At 45.5% G+C, this 16322-nt stretch carries 13 protein-coding genes; 8 read left to right on the forward strand and 5 right to left on the reverse strand.

Annotation, left to right across the window (positions count from 1 at the left end; translation table 11 throughout):
* Window positions 1–35: 35 nt before the first annotated feature.
* Entirely contained in the window at window positions 36–3512 is a 3477-nt protein-coding gene (locus ABR189_RS28760) for a SusC/RagA family TonB-linked outer membrane protein (protein ID WP_354663977.1), read from the reverse strand.
* Between the two features lie 61 nt (window positions 3513–3573).
* Window positions 3574–4611 carry a FecR family protein gene (locus ABR189_RS28765; RefSeq protein WP_354663978.1) on the reverse strand — a complete coding sequence of 346 codons (1038 nt, stop codon included), beginning with the start codon at window positions 4609–4611 and terminating at the stop codon, window positions 3574–3576.
* A gap of 155 nt (window positions 4612–4766) precedes the next feature.
* Between ABR189_RS28765 and ABR189_RS28770 the strand changes: the two genes are divergently transcribed.
* The gene (locus tag ABR189_RS28770; protein WP_354663979.1) at window positions 4767–5837 is read left to right on the forward strand and encodes a winged helix DNA-binding domain-containing protein; all 1071 of its coding nucleotides are present in this window, start codon (window positions 4767–4769) and stop codon (window positions 5835–5837) included.
* A 30-nt stretch (window positions 5838–5867) separates the two neighbouring features.
* Here the strand turns inward: ABR189_RS28770 and ABR189_RS28775 are convergent, their stop codons facing one another.
* From ABR189_RS28775 to sucC, 3 genes are all read right to left on the reverse strand, one after another.
* Entirely contained in the window at window positions 5868–6866 is a 999-nt protein-coding gene (locus ABR189_RS28775) for a DUF4407 domain-containing protein (RefSeq protein WP_354663980.1), read from the reverse strand.
* Window positions 6867–7041: 175 nt separating this feature from the next.
* Window positions 7042–7605: a DJ-1/PfpI family protein gene (locus tag ABR189_RS28780; protein WP_354663981.1), complete on the reverse strand. Its 564-nt coding sequence runs from the start codon at window positions 7603–7605 to the stop codon at window positions 7042–7044.
* A 92-nt stretch (window positions 7606–7697) separates the two neighbouring features.
* Entirely contained in the window at window positions 7698–8912 is a 1215-nt protein-coding gene (sucC, locus tag ABR189_RS28785) for an ADP-forming succinate--CoA ligase subunit beta (protein ID WP_354663982.1), read from the reverse strand.
* Between the two features lie 151 nt (window positions 8913–9063).
* Here sucC and ABR189_RS28790 point away from each other — a divergent pair, with 151 nt between their 5' ends.
* From ABR189_RS28790 to ABR189_RS28820, 7 genes are all read left to right on the forward strand, one after another.
* Window positions 9064–9885: a purine-nucleoside phosphorylase gene (locus ABR189_RS28790; RefSeq protein ID WP_354663983.1), complete on the forward strand. Its 822-nt coding sequence runs from the start codon at window positions 9064–9066 to the stop codon at window positions 9883–9885.
* Window positions 9886–9957: 72 nt separating this feature from the next.
* Window positions 9958–11886: a putative porin gene (locus ABR189_RS28795; protein WP_354663984.1), complete on the forward strand. Its 1929-nt coding sequence runs from the start codon at window positions 9958–9960 to the stop codon at window positions 11884–11886.
* A 222-nt stretch (window positions 11887–12108) separates the two neighbouring features.
* Window positions 12109–12498, forward strand: coding sequence for an HYC_CC_PP family protein (locus ABR189_RS28800; protein WP_354663985.1), 390 nt, complete (start codon window positions 12109–12111; stop codon window positions 12496–12498).
* A gap of 106 nt (window positions 12499–12604) precedes the next feature.
* Complete coding sequence (locus ABR189_RS28805) at window positions 12605–13150, forward strand: heavy-metal-associated domain-containing protein (RefSeq protein WP_354663986.1); 546 nt, start codon at window positions 12605–12607, stop codon at window positions 13148–13150.
* Window positions 13151–13258: 108 nt separating this feature from the next.
* Complete coding sequence (locus tag ABR189_RS28810; protein ID WP_354663987.1) at window positions 13259–14119, forward strand: hypothetical protein; 861 nt, start codon at window positions 13259–13261, stop codon at window positions 14117–14119.
* Between the two features lie 5 nt (window positions 14120–14124).
* On the forward strand, window positions 14125–14697 hold the full coding sequence (locus tag ABR189_RS28815) for an AraC family transcriptional regulator (RefSeq protein ID WP_354663988.1): 573 nt from the start codon (window positions 14125–14127) through the stop codon (window positions 14695–14697).
* Between the two features lie 186 nt (window positions 14698–14883).
* The gene (locus ABR189_RS28820; RefSeq protein ID WP_354663989.1) at window positions 14884–16278 is read left to right on the forward strand and encodes a hypothetical protein; all 1395 of its coding nucleotides are present in this window, start codon (window positions 14884–14886) and stop codon (window positions 16276–16278) included.
* Window positions 16279–16322: the final 44 nt, after the last annotated feature.

Below are 16322 nucleotides of genomic sequence, written 5' to 3' on the forward strand. Positions count from 1 at the left end.
TGCTGTTAGATTTTTATGGTTGACAGTAGCATTCCTTAAAACCGGACATTTACGCCCAGGTTATACGTTTTCTGTAAAGGATAGTATGCTCCTGTACTAAAGCCACTTCTTAATTCCGGATCAAATATTTTCAGGTCATCCCAGGTAAACAGGTTGGTAGCGCTGGCAAATATTCTGAGCTGGCTGATCTTTACGCGGTTTAAGATATCTTTTGGCAGCGTGTAGCCAATGGTGATATTTTTGAGGCGCAGATAGCTGGCATCCTTCAACCAGTAGGAAGAAGTCTGTTTGTTATTACGGCTGTTCAGGAACAGACGGGGGTAAGCCGCATTTGTGTTCTCTGGAGTCCAATGATCGCGATGATGTTCATAAGCACTACCCAGTACCAGCAGGTTGCTGGCAAAAGCCCAGCCCGGATCACCAGACAGATTCAACGATGATTTGCCTGCACCCTGGAATAACAGGCTCAGGTCGAATGCTTTGTAGCCGGCTTCCATGGCTATTCCATAAGTGATTTTAGGAATGCTGGCGTTGCCGATGCGGGTTCTGTCAAATGCATCAATCTTACCATCAGGTTTGCCTTCTGGCCCGTTGATATCTGCGTATTTAATATCTCCGGGTTGTACAACACCGAAGGTTTGTTTAGGACTGTTCTGGATTTCTTCATAAGATTGGAAGAGGCCTAGTGCCTGGTATCCAAAACCAAAATAATCCTGTGTTCTGCCGGATCTTACCAGGTTATTATTTGCTTGATTCTCCGGCATGTATTCAATCGTGCTGGTAGAGTATCCTATATTAGGCCGGATGCTGTAATGGAAGTTGCCGAATTTTTGTTCGTGATTCAGGGCTATTTCAAATCCTTCATTGAGTACAATGGCCTCATTCAGTAAAGGCAGTGTAGCACCAAAGGTATTTGGAAATGCCAGGGTAGGCTGCGCAAGGATATCACTGGTACGTTTTCTGAAATAATCTGCTTCAATACCCAGCATACCACTCCATAACTGTGTTTCGAAACCTATGTTGGTGGTAGTGGCTTTTTCCCAGGTAATTACCGGATTGGCCAGCGCGCTGGGAATGATTACAGACACTGCTTTATCGCCCATGGTGATTTTACCCCATCCAATCTCAAACTGGTCCAGGTAAGCAAAGGAAGTGGAGATCCTGTCGTTACCCAGTTGTCCCCAGGAAGCACGTACTTTCAGGTTGTCGATAAAGGATAAAGCAGGATTGTTTTTAATAAATGCTTCTTCTGAAATATTCCAGCCTGCCGCAAAAGAGGGGAAGAAACCCCAACGGCTATTGGTAGGGAAATTAGAAGAGCCATCATAGCGGAAATTGGCTTCCAGCAGGTATTTGTTGTCAAAAGCATAGTTTACACGACCTACCCATCCTCTGCGGGCAGATTGTAAAAACTCCCCTTGCAGGTTTTGTCCGTTGGGCTCTCCTGCAAAGATTTCATCTATGGCAGTAGACAGAAACTCCTGTCTGGATGCCCTGGTGTAGCGGTTATAGTCTTTGGATTGTGTGAACAATAACAAGCCGCTGATATCATGCTTACCGAAATTGCGGCTGTAGTTCAGGTGCATTTCTGTGGTGAGACTCTGGAACTGTGGTGTGTTTTCTGATAAGTAGGCCCCGCTGAAAGTATTGTCTTTGTAGTACAGGCCATCATCAGAGAAGAGGGCATGTGTTTTAGCCCAGCTTTTATCGAAGCTGAAGGTTTTATTAAAAGAGAGTAATCCTTTCAGGGAAAGGCCTGGAACAAATGGCAACTGTTGTACTGCACTGAGCGTGCTGAATAGTGCCGTGTTTTTCCGCAGGTTGTACCCTCCCTGTGTTGTCTTCAGATAAGGATTAAAGCGGTCGTTGGCACCTACTACCACCCCAAATTTGGAAGGATCGCTTTGCAGGCGGTTGGGATATACCGGAGATGCTTTCATCATATCTCCAAAGACAGTATAGGAGTAAGTTGGAGGACTGGACGTTTCAGCATAGGTGCTGGCTACGTCTACAGCTACACGTAATGTTTTATTGATGTCTGCATCAATATTGGAGCGCAGGTTATACCGTTTAAAGCTGTAGTTATCCACAAAACCACCCTGATTAGTATGACCCAGTGAAATAAAGTACCGTACCCCATTATTACCACCACTCACAGACAGATTGTGCTGTTGCTCTTCTGCGCTTGGTTTCATCACTTCCTTGATCCAGTTGGTGTTGGCAAAATGATCCGGATCGGAACCATCTCTGAATTTCTGGATATCTGATGCGGAGTAGAGTGGTTTAAAGCTGGCCGGGATGGACCCATCTGCTAAACGTGCATCATTGGTCTGGGCTTCATTATACAAGGTAGCCCATTCCCAGGAGTTAAGTGGTTTGGGCATGCGGGTGGGCCGCTCTGTACCTATCCTGAAACTGTAGCTAACGGTAGCTTTTCCCTGTTTACCTCTTTTGGTCGTGATCAGGATAACGCCATTGGCCGCACGGGCACCATATACGGCTGCTGCTGCTGCATCCTTGAGTACAGAAATATTTTCAATATCATTCGGATCCAGGCTGGCAAATACATCCGTTTCTGTACTACCGGATGCAAAGTTGCGTTGTACGCCATCAATAATCACCAGCGGGCTATTAAAGTGGGAGCCATCATTGATCGTATTCATTCCCCTGATATTAAAGGTAGCACTGGTTCCGGGATCATTCCCACTGGGCCTCACCACGGTCAGGCCAGGCAGGCGTCCTACCAATGCATCACTCAGGTTGGGGCTACCATTTTTTACAATATCTTTTGCACCTACGGTGGATACGGAGCCGGTATAAGTTACTTTTTTAGCGGTACCATAACCGATCACAATTACTTCATCCAGTTTTTTAGCATCGCTTGCCATCACCACATTTACTACGGGTGTGTTGGTGATGGGCAGTACCTGTGTATCAAATCCGATAGAAGAAAAGGACAGTGATTTTCCGGCCGCCGGTACTTTCAGGGCGTAGTTGCCATCGCCATCTGAAGCAGTACCAGCCGTGCTGCCGGTTACCTGAATCGTTACACCGGGAATACCGGTACCTTCTTTATCGGTCACCCTGCCGCGGAGAATACGTTCTGTACCTGCCTGGATATCATTTCCTGCTGCTTCCTGTTGTGATGGGCCGGTATTGGAAGTACCCTCTTTAGCGGGTTGTTCCGGCCGGGCGATAATGGTATAATGGTTTTTGTCCACATACAAAAACAACAGGCCATTGGGATAGAGGATCTGTTTCAGCAATTCTTCCACCGGTTGGTCTTTTATTTTCCCCAGGTTATAATCTGTTCCTTTGCGGGCCAGTATCGCACGCTCGTATACGAATTTTGTGCCGTGCACAGCTGTGATCTGCTGGAGTGCTTCACTTAAAGGGATACGCGCTGTGGTGGACCTGGTTGTTTTCTGCTGACTGTATGCATCCTGACATACAATATCTGTCAGCATCAGCGCCATTAGGAGCGCTGATGATTTTAACAGCAATCTTCTCATGCAACTTGTTTTTAACTAATTAGACTCTGGTTAGTTTTTATTATTTCTGGTTGGTTTTATTTTATTTCTTTTTTAATACCCATGCACTATCTGTTTTCACTGTTTTAGTTCCTAATATGTTGGAGATGACGAACAACGCGTCTTCCATGTTGCGCATAGGAACAATGCCGTCTATACGTCTGTTGCCCATAGCGGTATCTTCCATGATGATCTTTTGGCCGTAAGTATCTTCCAGGCTTTGGAGGATGTCATTTACGGTGGTATTACTCAATGCCATTTTATGTTCTGTCCAGGCATTGAAGAGTTCTGGCGCAGCTACTTGTTTTTCCAACTGAGCGGTTTGTTGGCGGAATGTTACCAGTTCCCCTGGTTGCATCACCACAAATTGTTGCTGGTTGAATGGGTTGCTCACCTTTACCCGTCCGCTTTTTAAAGAAACGGTGGTAATACCTCTGCGGCTTTTAACATTAAAGATGGTACCCAGTACTGCGATATCTACCTGGCCAGCATGTAATACAAATTCATCACCTGGACTGATTTGTTCCGGGTGGAGGTTCAGGTGTTTTACATCCAGGTAGGCTTCTCCTTCCAGCCATAGTTCGCGGCGTTTGCCGTCATGCCAGCGCCGGTGGTAATGCAGTGTGGAATTGGCATTAAGGATTACTGCTGATTGATCGGGGAGTATGACCAGTTGTGTTTGGCCATATCCCGTGTGAAAGATAAGAGGTCGTGTGTACCAATAATACCAGCCCCCTGCACTGAGTAATACGCCCAGCAGTAATACTGCTGCATAACGCCGGTACTTATAGCGCATCTTTGGCAACGTGCGGTGGGGAGCAACCTGCTGCATCCCGTTCCGGATATTATTCCAGACCCTTTGCCTGCCAGCTTCATGCGGGGAGGACACTTGTGTACTTAATACCAGGATCAGGTTGGCAGCCTGCTCCATCTCGTCCGCTTTTTGTGGCCAGGCAAGCTTTACTGCCTGCCAGTAGCCTGGTGTTTTTTCAACGCCGTACCTGATCCAGTATTTATAAGCATCGTCATTGATGAAATCACTGGCATTGTACGTTCCATAATCCTTATCAAACAATTCCATGGCAAGCGTTTAGAGTGCTTCTATTGTATACATACACAGGCATGGCATTTTTTTATCCCATTTTTTACGTCTTTTCGCAAAAAAAATCCTGAGCTGGTAAAAAGAGCCGTTTGCTGCTGACATAGGGTTGTCGGAAGGAGGGAGTATATTTGAGTATGATGAATATAACCGCACAAAGATTGCAGTCCCAACATATCAGTGTACCTGTATTTGAAAAGCCGGCAGACATTGTACAGCAGTTAGGCGCTGTACAGTCGCAGGATTATGCCGGAGCCAAATGGGCGATAGGAATGCGGTCGCAAGATGCTACGGATGCAGTGCTGGAAGAGGCATTTGATGCAGGCAGCATCCTGCGTACGCATGTGATGCGGCCCACCTGGCATTTTGTTACACCTGCTGATATCCGCTGGATGCTGGAACTGACGGCCCCCAGGGTAAATGCGCTGGCAGCGGGCATGTACCGTAATCTGGAGCTGGATAAAGCCACCTTTACACGGTGTAATAAACTGCTGGCAAAAGCATTACAGGGGGACAATTACCTGATGCGTACGGAGTTGATGACCCTGCTGGAAAAGGCAAAGATTGTTACAACGGGTTTAAGAGGAACACATATCATGTTCCGGGCAGAGCTGGATGGCATTGTTTGCAGCGGCCCGCGTAAAGGCAAACAATTTACTTATGCCCTGCTGGAAGAACGGGCACCTCAGGCAAAAATATTGAAGCGGGAAGAGGCCCTGGGAGAATTGACCCTGCGCTACTTTAACGGTCATGGTCCGGCTACTGTAGCAGATTTTGTGTGGTGGTCCGGATTAACGGCCACCGATGCGCGTAAGGGGTTGGACATCGTAGGGCGGCAATTGACACCCGAAACAATAGCCGGGCAAATCTACTGGTGTGCTCCTGGTACCATACCCGTTAAAAGCAACGCCGCCTGCCTGTTGCCTGCCTATGATGAATACACAGTAGGATATAGAGACCGAAGTGCGATGATTATTGCCGAACATGAGCAGCAGGTATCCCGGGGCAATGTAATCTTCAGTCCCCAGGTACTGATCAATGGGCGCACCGTAGGTGTGTGGCAGCGTACGTTGCAAAAGGATACGGTAACGGTGACCATCAGCCCCTTTACTCCTTTAAATAAAGTACAGTTGCAAAGTGTGACGGCCGCCGCCAAACGCTATGCAAAATTCCTGGGGCTGGCACTGCGGTTAACCTTTGCTAAGTGACCTGCCTGCTAAATAATATGGTCTTCTGATTTAATCCGCTGCCGCCAGTTTTTTCTCCAGTGCCCGGTTGCGTAGGGTAATACGTTCTTTTTTTCGCACTTCGTAAATATGTTCATGTTCTTCCAGCAGGTCGTCATACGGGCCGCGGTAGGAGATGAGCTTTACAAATACGGGCGCCGTTTCTATAGCGATGAACAGCAGCATGATAAACCAGTTGGCCCAGCGTATGGGTTCGCTTTGCCGGGTCAGGTATCCCAGGGCATCGAGGCGGGAAGCGAAGCCATCCAGCCGGCTGCGTTGCATTTGAACAATATCGGCTTTGATGGAAGAATCGATGGCCTGCAATTGTTGCTGATGCTGATCAGTAAGTAATTTATTACGGAGCGAAAGGGTATCCAGGTCGGCCGCTGCCTTATCGGCATCCGCTTTTTTAGCTTTATAGATCGGCCCCAGGTTGCGGATCCTGGAACCACCGGTACCATCTGCTTCCTGCTGGGCAATTTGCACCAGGGTATCTTTCAAGAGCGCTTGTTGCTGTACTGCAGCATTCAATTTATCAATATCCGTTTTTAATTCGTTGATACGTGCCTGATAACGGGTTTTTACCTGGTCTTCCTGGGCTTTATAAACCTGTTGTTCGGTAATCGCCATCCGGGCTTTGATCTCTTTATTAAATACCTGCAGTTCCAGGGGTTTTGAAATGACAATAGCAATTAGAATAGCCAGTATCAGCCGGGGGAGCGCCATTTTAAATTCTGCCCAGAACCCATCCCTTTTTTTCATACTGGACACAATGTACCTGTCGAGGTTAAAGATCATCAATCCCCAGATGAAACCAAATAATACCGCGGCCCACACTGATTCAAAAACTGTCCACAGCGCATAACCTCCTGATATCGCTGCTAAAAGCCCCGTGAAAAAGATGGTAGCACCTATCCCTGCATATTTATTGGTTTCAACAGGTGCCCTGTTTAACATAGGAATGTGTGTACCCGAACAAAATAAAAAGAACCCACGCATACGTTTCATTGTTTCAGACTTTAAGAAATTAGACAATAAAAGTCTGCATCCCCGCTTAGGATTGCAGGGTATATAAAGGATGGATAGTGTGAAGGTATTAATTATTTTGAAAGATTTTCACGGGCATCTGCCGGATACACCGTTAAAGTACCTGTTAAAGGAAGTAGAAGGGGGGCAGCAAGCGCTATAATCCGTATGTATAGTCCATTCTTTTACTGATCGCTTCCCTGGCCGCTTTCCCTGCCCACTTTTCGCAGAGGTACAGGCCCAGATCGAGGGAGGAGGCTACTGCGCCGGCTGTAATGATCTGCTGGTCATCCACCAGCCGTTGTGGCAGCACTGCTTTGCAATAGGGTTTGAGGGCCTCATATTCCCCGAAATTAGTGGTAGCATGGACATGGGTTAAAAAGCCCGCAGCGCCCAGCAGCAGGCTGCCGGTGCATACTGAAATTTTATAGGGTACATTAGCGGCTGTTTGCAACCAGGTAATAAAGGCTGTATCCTGTATTAATTGACGGGTGCCGACCCCGCCAGGAACAATAATCGCATCATACCCGCTGAGGGGCTGTTGTATCCGGGTAGGAGTGATTGCCAACCCAAAGGGATCCTTTGCGGTAGGGGTAAAAGCACAGATATCCCAATGCAGTTGGGGGAGATATCCCATAGGCCGGAGCCTGCTGATGGGATCGTATACGCCGATCAGATCGAGCCAGGTGATACCGTCAAATATGATAAAGGCAATGTGCATAAATGTCCGTATTTACAGTAAAGGTAAAGTAAGCACAAAAAAAATCCTCCCGGGGAACGGGAGGATCTCTTTTCATTTATATTTCATTTCAGTTATGCGCTAACAGCTTTGTTTACCAGGGAAGCGGCTTCGCTGAGCAGGATCGCAGATTGTACTTTCAGTCCGCTTTCTTCGATCAGTTTTTTAGCTTCTACGGCATTGGTACCTTGCAGGCGTACAATGATAGGAACGGTAATGTTACCGATAGACTGGTAAGCATCGATCACCCCTTGTGCCACCCTGTCACAACGAACGATACCACCAAAGATATTGATGAGGATCGCCTTTACTTTAGGATCTTTCAGGATAATACGGAAACCGGCTTCAACGGTTTGTGCATTGGCGGTACCACCTACGTCCAGGAAGTTGGCCGGCTCACCACCGCTTAATTTGATCATATCCATGGTAGCCATGGCCAGACCGGCACCATTTACCATACAACCTACGTTACCGTCCAGTTTTACAAAGTTCAGGTTGTATTTACCTGCTTCTACTTCTGTAGGGTCTTCTTCGGTAATATCGCGGAGTGCTTCCAGTTCAGGATGGCGCATCAGTGCGTTATCATCCAGGTTCATTTTACAATCTACCGCAATGATCTTTTCATCGCTGGTTTTGAATAATGGGTTTATTTCCAGCATGCTGCAGTCCAGACCTACATACGCATTGTAGAGGTTGGTAACAAATTTCACCATGTTTTTGAATGCCAGTCCGCTTAAACCGAAGTTGAAAGCAATTTTTCTGGCCTGGAAAGGTTGGAGTGCACCACCTGGGTGTACCCATTCTTTAAATATTTTTTCCGGAGTGCTATGTGCCACTTCTTCAATATCCATACCGCCTTCGGTAGAATACATGATTACATTCTGGCCTTTGGCACGGTCCAGCAGGATAGACAGGTATAATTCCTTTACAGGGTTAGGGCCAGGATAATATACGTCCTGTGCTACCAACACCTTATTTACCAGTTTACCGGCAGCGCCGGTTTGAATGGTTACCAGGGTGCCTCCTAATATATTGCCGGCAATAGTTTTAACATCTTCTGCATTTTTCCCTACTGCCACCCCTCTTTGTTCTGTACCGCGCACTTTACCTTTTCCACGTCCACCAGCATGAATTTGTGCTTTTACCACTGCAAATTCGTTGCCATGCTGTACTTTCAATTGCTTGTAAGCCTCTGCAGCAGCCTCGGGTGTATCTACCGGAATGCCTTCCTGTACAGGTACGTTGTATTTTTTCAACAGTTCTTTAGCCTGATACTCGTGTAAGTTCATCGGATCAAATTTGGCGCTAAATTAGCGCTTTATGATTTAAATATAAAACCGTAGTCATTTGTGAATTAAAAAATAACTTTGCGCCAATTTATTATTTGCGCTGACAGGTAAACGGCGACAGGGATATACCGGATAATAAAAAGACTGACCCATGAGTGAATTATTACAGCAGATCACTGCGGCAAGCGATTATATTAAACAATTCTGGCAGGACACCCCGGTAGCGGGGATCATCCTGGGCAGCGGGCTGGGCAATCTGGCAGGAGATATTACCGGTAAAGTGGAAATAGCCTACGGGGATATCCCGTATTTTCCGGAGTCTACAGTAGAAGGGCATTCCGGGAAACTGATCCTGGGCTATATGCAAAATAAGCCGGTAGTAGCGATGGCAGGCCGTTTTCATTATTATGAAGGCTTTTCCATGCAGCAGGTGACTTTTCCGGTAAGAGTGATGAAAGCCCTGGGTATACAGACATTATTCATTTCCAATGCTGCCGGTGGTATGAATGCGGCTTTTGAAGTAGGCGACCTTATGATCATTAAAGATCATATTAACCTGCAGCCGGAACATCCGCTGAGAGGCCGGAATGAAAATACGTTGGGGCCGCGTTTTCCGGATATGAGCGAGCCTTATGCGAAAAGCCTGATCAACAGCGCCATGAAAATTGCCGGCGACAACAATATATCTTTACATACCGGCGTATATGTAGGCGTGCAGGGCCCCACCTTTGAAACCAGGGCAGAATATAAATATATGCATATCATAGGGGGAGATGCCGTGGGTATGAGCACCGTACCGGAAGTAATAGTGGCAGCACATGCCGGTTTACAGGTATTTGCCATGAGTGTGATTACCGATATCGGGATACGGGAGGAAGAAAATGTAATTACACATGAGGAAGTATTGCAGGCAGCTAAAGCGGCAGAGCCGAAGCTAACGCTTATCTTCAGGGAATTGATCCAACAGTTATAATATTTGTACCATTATCGGATGAGGCAACTTTTTATCATACTCGGCTTGCTGATTTTCTGCGGAAATCAATTAATGGCACAATTCAATACGGGTGGGCGTTTTGGTAATATGGGCGGCGGCGGTGGCGGCAGCAGTAAAATGCAGCGGGATACCACCAAGCATGAGCATGAGGTAGATACCCTCACCCTCACTTACCAATACCTGGGCGAACCTACCCTGTTTAAACTGGATTCGTCTGTCAATAAATTTGACCTGAACTACCTGCGGGTACCGGCCAGCTATGTATTCCTGGGCAATAACGGGAATGCCGCCAGAAATATCATTTTTACCCCCCGTATGCAGGCAGGCTTTGACGCAGGCTTTCATTCGTACGACGTATATGGTTATTCGCATGAAAATGCCAGGTTCTACAGAACTACCAAACCATATTCCGAACTGCATTACATGATAGGCAGCAAACAGGAACAACTGATCCAGGTATCCCACACCCAGAACCGGGGCGAAAATTTTAACTTTTCTTTTGACTACCGCAAAGTCAATTCACCGGGATACTACCGCACCCAAAATACCAATCATGACACTTACCGGGTTACTGCCAACTATCAGAGCCAGAACAAAAGGTATCATCTTTATTTGAGCTATTTCCTCAATAAGCTGAATGGTGGTGAAAATGGGGGGATCCGGAGCGATACCTTTCTGAATAAGGACCGGTACAAGGAACGCCGTACCATTGATGTAAACCTGGGGAATAATGAAGCACCAACCCAGGGATTCTTTGGCACCTCCATACCGGTTAAGTCTGCCTATCAGGAAGCCGGCTTTTTGCTGCAGCAGCAGTACGACTGGGGAAAAGGGGATACGGTCCATGTAAATGATACCACCCAATATTATAAGTTTGATCCGGTATTCCGGGTACAGTATACTTTCAAGTATAACCAGAATACCTACGAATTTATTGATAATCAACCAGATGAAACCTTCTACACCCAGAAGTACGGGTTTGCGTATATCCCTGATACTTCCGTGTTTGCCAAACATAAGTGGCGGAACATCTCCAATGATATCTCCCTGGTCCAATTCCCGGTAAGAGGTAATCTGGCGCATTTTATCAACCTGGGAGCACGCTTTGAAAATATTTCCGGCACCTTCCTCGACGCAGATATCAGTTTCAGCAACCTGGTCCTGCATGGAGAATACCGCAATAAAACCAGGAACCAGAAGTGGGACTTCTCTGCCAAAGGTGAATTTTATGCACTCGGACAGAATATAGGCGACTATAATGCCAGTGCCATGCTGAGCAGATACCTGAATGAAACACTGGGCAATATCCGGTTTGCCTTTAAGAATGTGAATGCCGAACCATCTTATGTGTATAAATACTTTAACAGTAACCGGGACACCTGGTATAATGATAATCTGAAAAAGGAAAATACAATCCAGCTGCAGTTTGCTGCGGATAACACCAAACTGAAATATAATCTGGCGGTCAACTATTTCATCTTCACCAACTATACTTATTTCAAAGACGCCTATCACAGCGATCAGTTTACCTCCCTGTTTAATATGCTGCAAATAGTATTCAGCAAACAGTTTACCGTGGGCCGGTTCAACTGGTATGCCGACCTCGCGTTTCAGCAGTTACATGGTACGGCACCCATTAATCTGCCTACCATCTGGACGCGGCACAGATTTGCATATGAAAATAAACTGTTTAACAACCTGAACCTGATGACCGGGATAGAGGCGAAATATAACACTTCCTATTATGCGGATGATTACTCCCCTTTGACCGGGCAGTTCTTTTATCAGCAACAAAATAAGATCAGCCTGGCTTATCCGGATCTGGCAGCATTCCTCAATTTCCGGATCAAATCACTCACTGCCTATATCCGGGCGGAGAACCTGAATACCTTTTTCGGGAAAAATAATTTTGCAGCCAATCTGTATCCTTACAACGACTTTATGTTCAGGGTGGGGCTGCGGTGGTGGTTTGTAAACTAGCTGTTAGCTATTAGCCGTTGGCTTTTAGCTATTATGTTATGTTGGTAAAACCAGCTATTAGCTTATGGCTGTTAACCTTTAGCCTTTGCTCTTGTGTTATGTTAGTAGATATTTAATATAATGCCATTAGCAATGTAGGTGCTAACAGCTAATAGCCAACAGCTAAAAGCTACCTCTATTGCTTTTCCATAAAATGGTAGTAAATTTGCATAAGTATTAATCATGAAGAAGTTCGCCGTCATATTAATTGCCGTACTGTATACCGCTATTACCAGCGGTTTTACAGTAAACCTGCATTATTGCATGGGCAAGCTGGCGTCTATTGATATGCTGCAAACCCCTTCTGATGCATGTAATAAGTGCGGAAAAACGGATAAAGGAAGCGATTGCTGCAAAAACGAGCTGAAATACTGCAAGGTCACCGAAGTACACCAGGCCGCCAAAACGCTGCATCAGGATGCCCCACTGGCTATTGACCTGCAATTGCCGGTGAATAGCCTTCCTGTACCTGCGGTATCTTTTACCCCTGCATTTGCAGCTTATGATCACCATGCCCCGCCTGATGGGGAAACTATCCCCCTTTTCCTGCGTAACTGCACCTTTTTGATCTGATGTACCCCATTGAATGGCAAGGTGAAGCCTTTCACCCATTGCGCTGATGCCCGTTTCCGGGTACTTTCTCTTTAATTATTATTTATTTACGTAATTCAATCAGATCATGAAAACGTTCGCTATCATATTAATGTCAATAGGTATATCATTCAGTGCCCAGGCACAGTATAAAAAAGCATCTTTACAGGCAGCAGGCCTTACTTGCGCGATGTGTTCCCAGGCTACTTACAAAGCCCTGAAAACCCTCCCTTTTGTGGATAAAATTGATACAGACCTGAACAACACCACCTTTGTACTGACTTTCAAGCCGGCAGCTGCTATCAGCATCGATGAAATGAAGGCCAAAGTGGAGGATGCAGGATTTTCTGTAGCCAAACTGGTATTAACCGCAGATTTTGACCAGGTAAAAGTGGAAAATGATGCGCATATCACCTATGCAGGCAATACCCTGCATTTCGTAAATGTGAAGGACCAGGTGTTACAGGGGGAAAAGGAAATTACCGTGATCGACAAGGATTTTGTTTCTGCCAAACAGTTTAAAAAATTCAGTACACAAACCACCATGCCTTGTTATAAAACCGGGGTGATGGGAGATTGTTGCAAAACTTCCGGCAAAACAAACGCACAGCGTATCTGGCACGTAACTATTTAAGCAGTGACACCATAAAATGTATGGCATCCGGTGTGGTATAACAGTATTGCCACACCGGATCCTGTGAACGGTGTAATCCTTATTTTCCAACCATTTGTAACAGCTTAAATGAAAAAATTTATTATCATATTAATAAGCAGCCTTTGTATAGGGGGCTATGCTTTTTCGCAGGAATTGTATGTATCTACGGAGCCAGCCAGCAATATGCCGGCCAATTCATTCGGGATCCGGTTTACCGACAAGGTATTTAAAATGGAGCATGATGGCCGTACCGGTATGCGTTTTGAACCGGAACTGATGTTTGGGATCAATAAAAAGCTGATGGTGCACGTCATTGGGTATGCTTCCAATATGATGCAATCTTCCATAAGAGCAGAAGGTGGTAGCATTTATGCTAAATACCGCTTTTTATCAAATGATGAGCTGCATTCTCATTTCCGTATGGCCGCTTATGTAAAAGGATCTGTGATTGACAACCCTTTTTATCCGAAGATGGAAGGGCATGGATTTACAAAACCTTATAATAACGCAGAACAGGACCTGGAAGGTAACACTTCTGGCTTTACAGGAGGGGTCGTGGCCACGCAATTAATCCATAAACTGGCCTTGTCCGGTATTGTGGGATATAACCGTTATATGAACAACGTAAAAGATAACCTTCCGGATAATATTTCCCGTAATGCAGTAAATTATAGTTTGTCGGCCGGTTATTTGTTGTTGCCGGTAAAGTATAAGAGCTATGAGCAAACTAATGTAAACCTGTATGTTGAGTTGCTGGGAAAATCAAATACAGATGCCGTGAGCAGGAACTATTACGTAGATATTGCACCGGCCATACAATTCATTTTCAATAGCACCACCCGGCTGGATTTTGCTTATCGTACCCAACTGGCAGGGGATATGCCGAGGAATGTTTTTAATACTTTCCTGGTAAGATTTGAACATAATATCTTCAATATAAAAAAGTAGCCTTTATGCAGACTTCGGTTTTACACGTTAAAAATATGGTTTGCCCCCGGTGTTTAAAAGTAGTAAGGACTGTGCTGGAAGATCTGGGATATAACATTACAGATATTCAGTTAGGAAAGGTAACGGTGAAAGGAGAGGTGAATGATGCGCAGCTGCAGGCCGTCAATGATGCCTTGCAGCCGGAAGGTTTTTCATTGATGGATGATCGTAAACAGCAGCTGGTAGAAGCCATTAAAAACATTGTTGTAGCCACCGTGCATTATAGCGCACTGGATGAGATGAAGGAGAATTTCTCTACCCTGTTGTCCTCAAAATTATTGAAGGATTATCATTACCTGAGTAATCTGTTTTCCGAAATGGAAGATACCACGATAGAACAATATATTATTCAGCAAAAAATAGAAAGAGTAAAAGAGCTGCTGGCATATGATGAGTTAACCCTCAGTGAAATAGCTTATAAGCTGGGGTATAGCAGTGTAGCGCATTTATCCGGACAATTTAAAAAAGTAACCGGGCTTACCCCCAGCAAGTTCAAGCAATTGAAGGGACCGGACAGGAAACCGTTGGACGCTTTGTAAACCGGGAAATGTTGTAACATACTTCTATAATTGTGTAATGCCTTGGGGCAGGAGGCAAAGTACCTTTGTAGCATACTAACAGAAAAGAACGTAATACATCAAGATTATGAAAAAAGTACTAGTGGGAATATTACGGTTTATTCAGTCATTATTTGTTAAGAAGAACTGTTGTAAATAATAGTAGTTATGAAGTATGTTACAAAGCTCCTTGCCGGTGCTATAATAGCCTCGTTGGGTTTTTCTGCCGTACAGGCACAGCATGAGCATCATATGTCAAAGGATACTGCCGGTACGGTAGAAAAGGCGGATAAGATGAAACAGGATACGATGCCTATGCCCCCCGGGCATCACCATATGGAGGGCATGGATATGGACATGGATGTGAACATGACCCATGCTTATTCCCGCAACTTACCAATGAGTCGTAATGGATCAGGTACCAGCTGGATGCCGGACGAAAGTCCTATGTACATGTATATGGCCAATGCCGGAAAAACCAGCTTTATGATGCATGGCAATGTTTTTCTGCGCTACAACTCCCAGGATGTTACCAATAAAGGCACACGGGGAGGAAGTAAATGGGATGCCCCTAACTGGTTCATGGGGATGATGAATACCCCGGTAGGTAAGCGTGGTTTGTTCAATGCTACCTTAATGTTAAGTTTTGATCAGCTGGTAATGGGCAATGGGGGGTATCCGCTTTTATTTCAATCCGGAGAAACCTGGAATAATAAACCACTGGTAGACCGCCAACATCCGCACGACTTGTTTGCTGCATTGAGCGTTGGCTATACATATATGATCAATAAGGACATAGATGTATTTGCTTACCTGGGATATCCCGGCGAGCCTGCTATCAGTGCGCCTGCATTTATGCACCGGGTATCTGCTATGAATAACCCGGATGCACCTTTAGGACACCACTGGCAGGATGCTACACATATCACTTTTGGTGTGGGAACATTGGGATTCCGGTACAAACAGCTGAAAGCGGAGTTTTCCAGCTTTACAGGAAGAGAGCCGGATGAGAACCGTTATGATTTTGACAAGCCGCTGTTTGATAGTTATGCCTACCGTTTAAGTTATAATCCTTCCAAACAATGGGCATTGCAGGTGTCGCAGGGATTTGTGCATAGCCCGGAAGCCCTGGAGCCGGATGAAAATATTGTAAGAACCACGGCTTCTGCCATGCATACCAAATTGTTACGTGCCCCGAACAGCTTTATTGCTTCTACCGCCGTATGGGGATTAAACAGTAAAGGACACGGACATAAAGAACATGCTTTTTTACTGGAAAGTAATCTGCAGCTGAATAAAAATACCATTTATGGCCGTTATGAATTTGTGGAAAAGTCAACGCATGAATTGCAGCTGGAAAACACTTTTGGCGAAACGAAATTTAATGTACATACGTTTACGTTAGGATATAACCGTGCGGTACTTACCCGTTTCAAAACCACTTTATCTGCCGGTGTGCAGGGAAGCCTTTATGCAGCCGATAAAGCATTGAACCCGATTTATGGCAAAAACCCGCTGAGTGCAGAGGTATACCTGCGGATCAGCCCCGCCTGGCACCGTTAAAAAATTTCAGCACAGTATTTGCAATTACTTACCTTTAAAGAAGT

It is taken from the genome of Chitinophaga sp. H8 (genome assembly GCF_040567655.1).
Lineage (GTDB): Bacteria > Bacteroidota > Bacteroidia > Chitinophagales > Chitinophagaceae > Chitinophaga > Chitinophaga defluvii.

Bases quoted from the DNA above. Each gene is read 5' to 3' on its own strand.
- ABR189_RS28770 (WP_354663979.1), top strand. From the start codon at position 4,767: ATGATGAATATAACCGCACAAAGATTGCAGTCCCAACATATCAGTGTA.
- ABR189_RS28780 (WP_354663981.1), bottom strand. From the start codon at position 7,605: ATGCACATTGCCTTTATCATATTTGACGGTATCACCTGGCTCGATCTG.
- sucC (WP_354663982.1), bottom strand. From the start codon at position 8,912: ATGAACTTACACGAGTATCAGGCTAAAGAACTGTTGAAAAAATACAAC.
- ABR189_RS28795 (WP_354663984.1), top strand. From the start codon at position 9,958: ATGGCACAATTCAATACGGGTGGGCGTTTTGGTAATATGGGCGGCGGC.
- ABR189_RS28790 (WP_354663983.1), top strand. From the start codon at position 9,064: ATGAGTGAATTATTACAGCAGATCACTGCGGCAAGCGATTATATTAAA.
- ABR189_RS28805 (WP_354663986.1), top strand. From the start codon at position 12,605: ATGAAAACGTTCGCTATCATATTAATGTCAATAGGTATATCATTCAGT.
- ABR189_RS28815 (WP_354663988.1), top strand. From the start codon at position 14,125: ATGCAGACTTCGGTTTTACACGTTAAAAATATGGTTTGCCCCCGGTGT.
- ABR189_RS28810 (WP_354663987.1), top strand. From the start codon at position 13,259: ATGAAAAAATTTATTATCATATTAATAAGCAGCCTTTGTATAGGGGGC.
- ABR189_RS28775 (WP_354663980.1), bottom strand. From the start codon at position 6,866: ATGAAACGTATGCGTGGGTTCTTTTTATTTTGTTCGGGTACACACATT.
- ABR189_RS28760 (WP_354663977.1), bottom strand. From the start codon at position 3,512: ATGAGAAGATTGCTGTTAAAATCATCAGCGCTCCTAATGGCGCTGATG.
- ABR189_RS28765 (WP_354663978.1), bottom strand. From the start codon at position 4,611: ATGGAATTGTTTGATAAGGATTATGGAACGTACAATGCCAGTGATTTC.
- ABR189_RS28800 (WP_354663985.1), top strand. From the start codon at position 12,109: ATGAAGAAGTTCGCCGTCATATTAATTGCCGTACTGTATACCGCTATT.
- ABR189_RS28820 (WP_354663989.1), top strand. From the start codon at position 14,884: ATGAAGTATGTTACAAAGCTCCTTGCCGGTGCTATAATAGCCTCGTTG.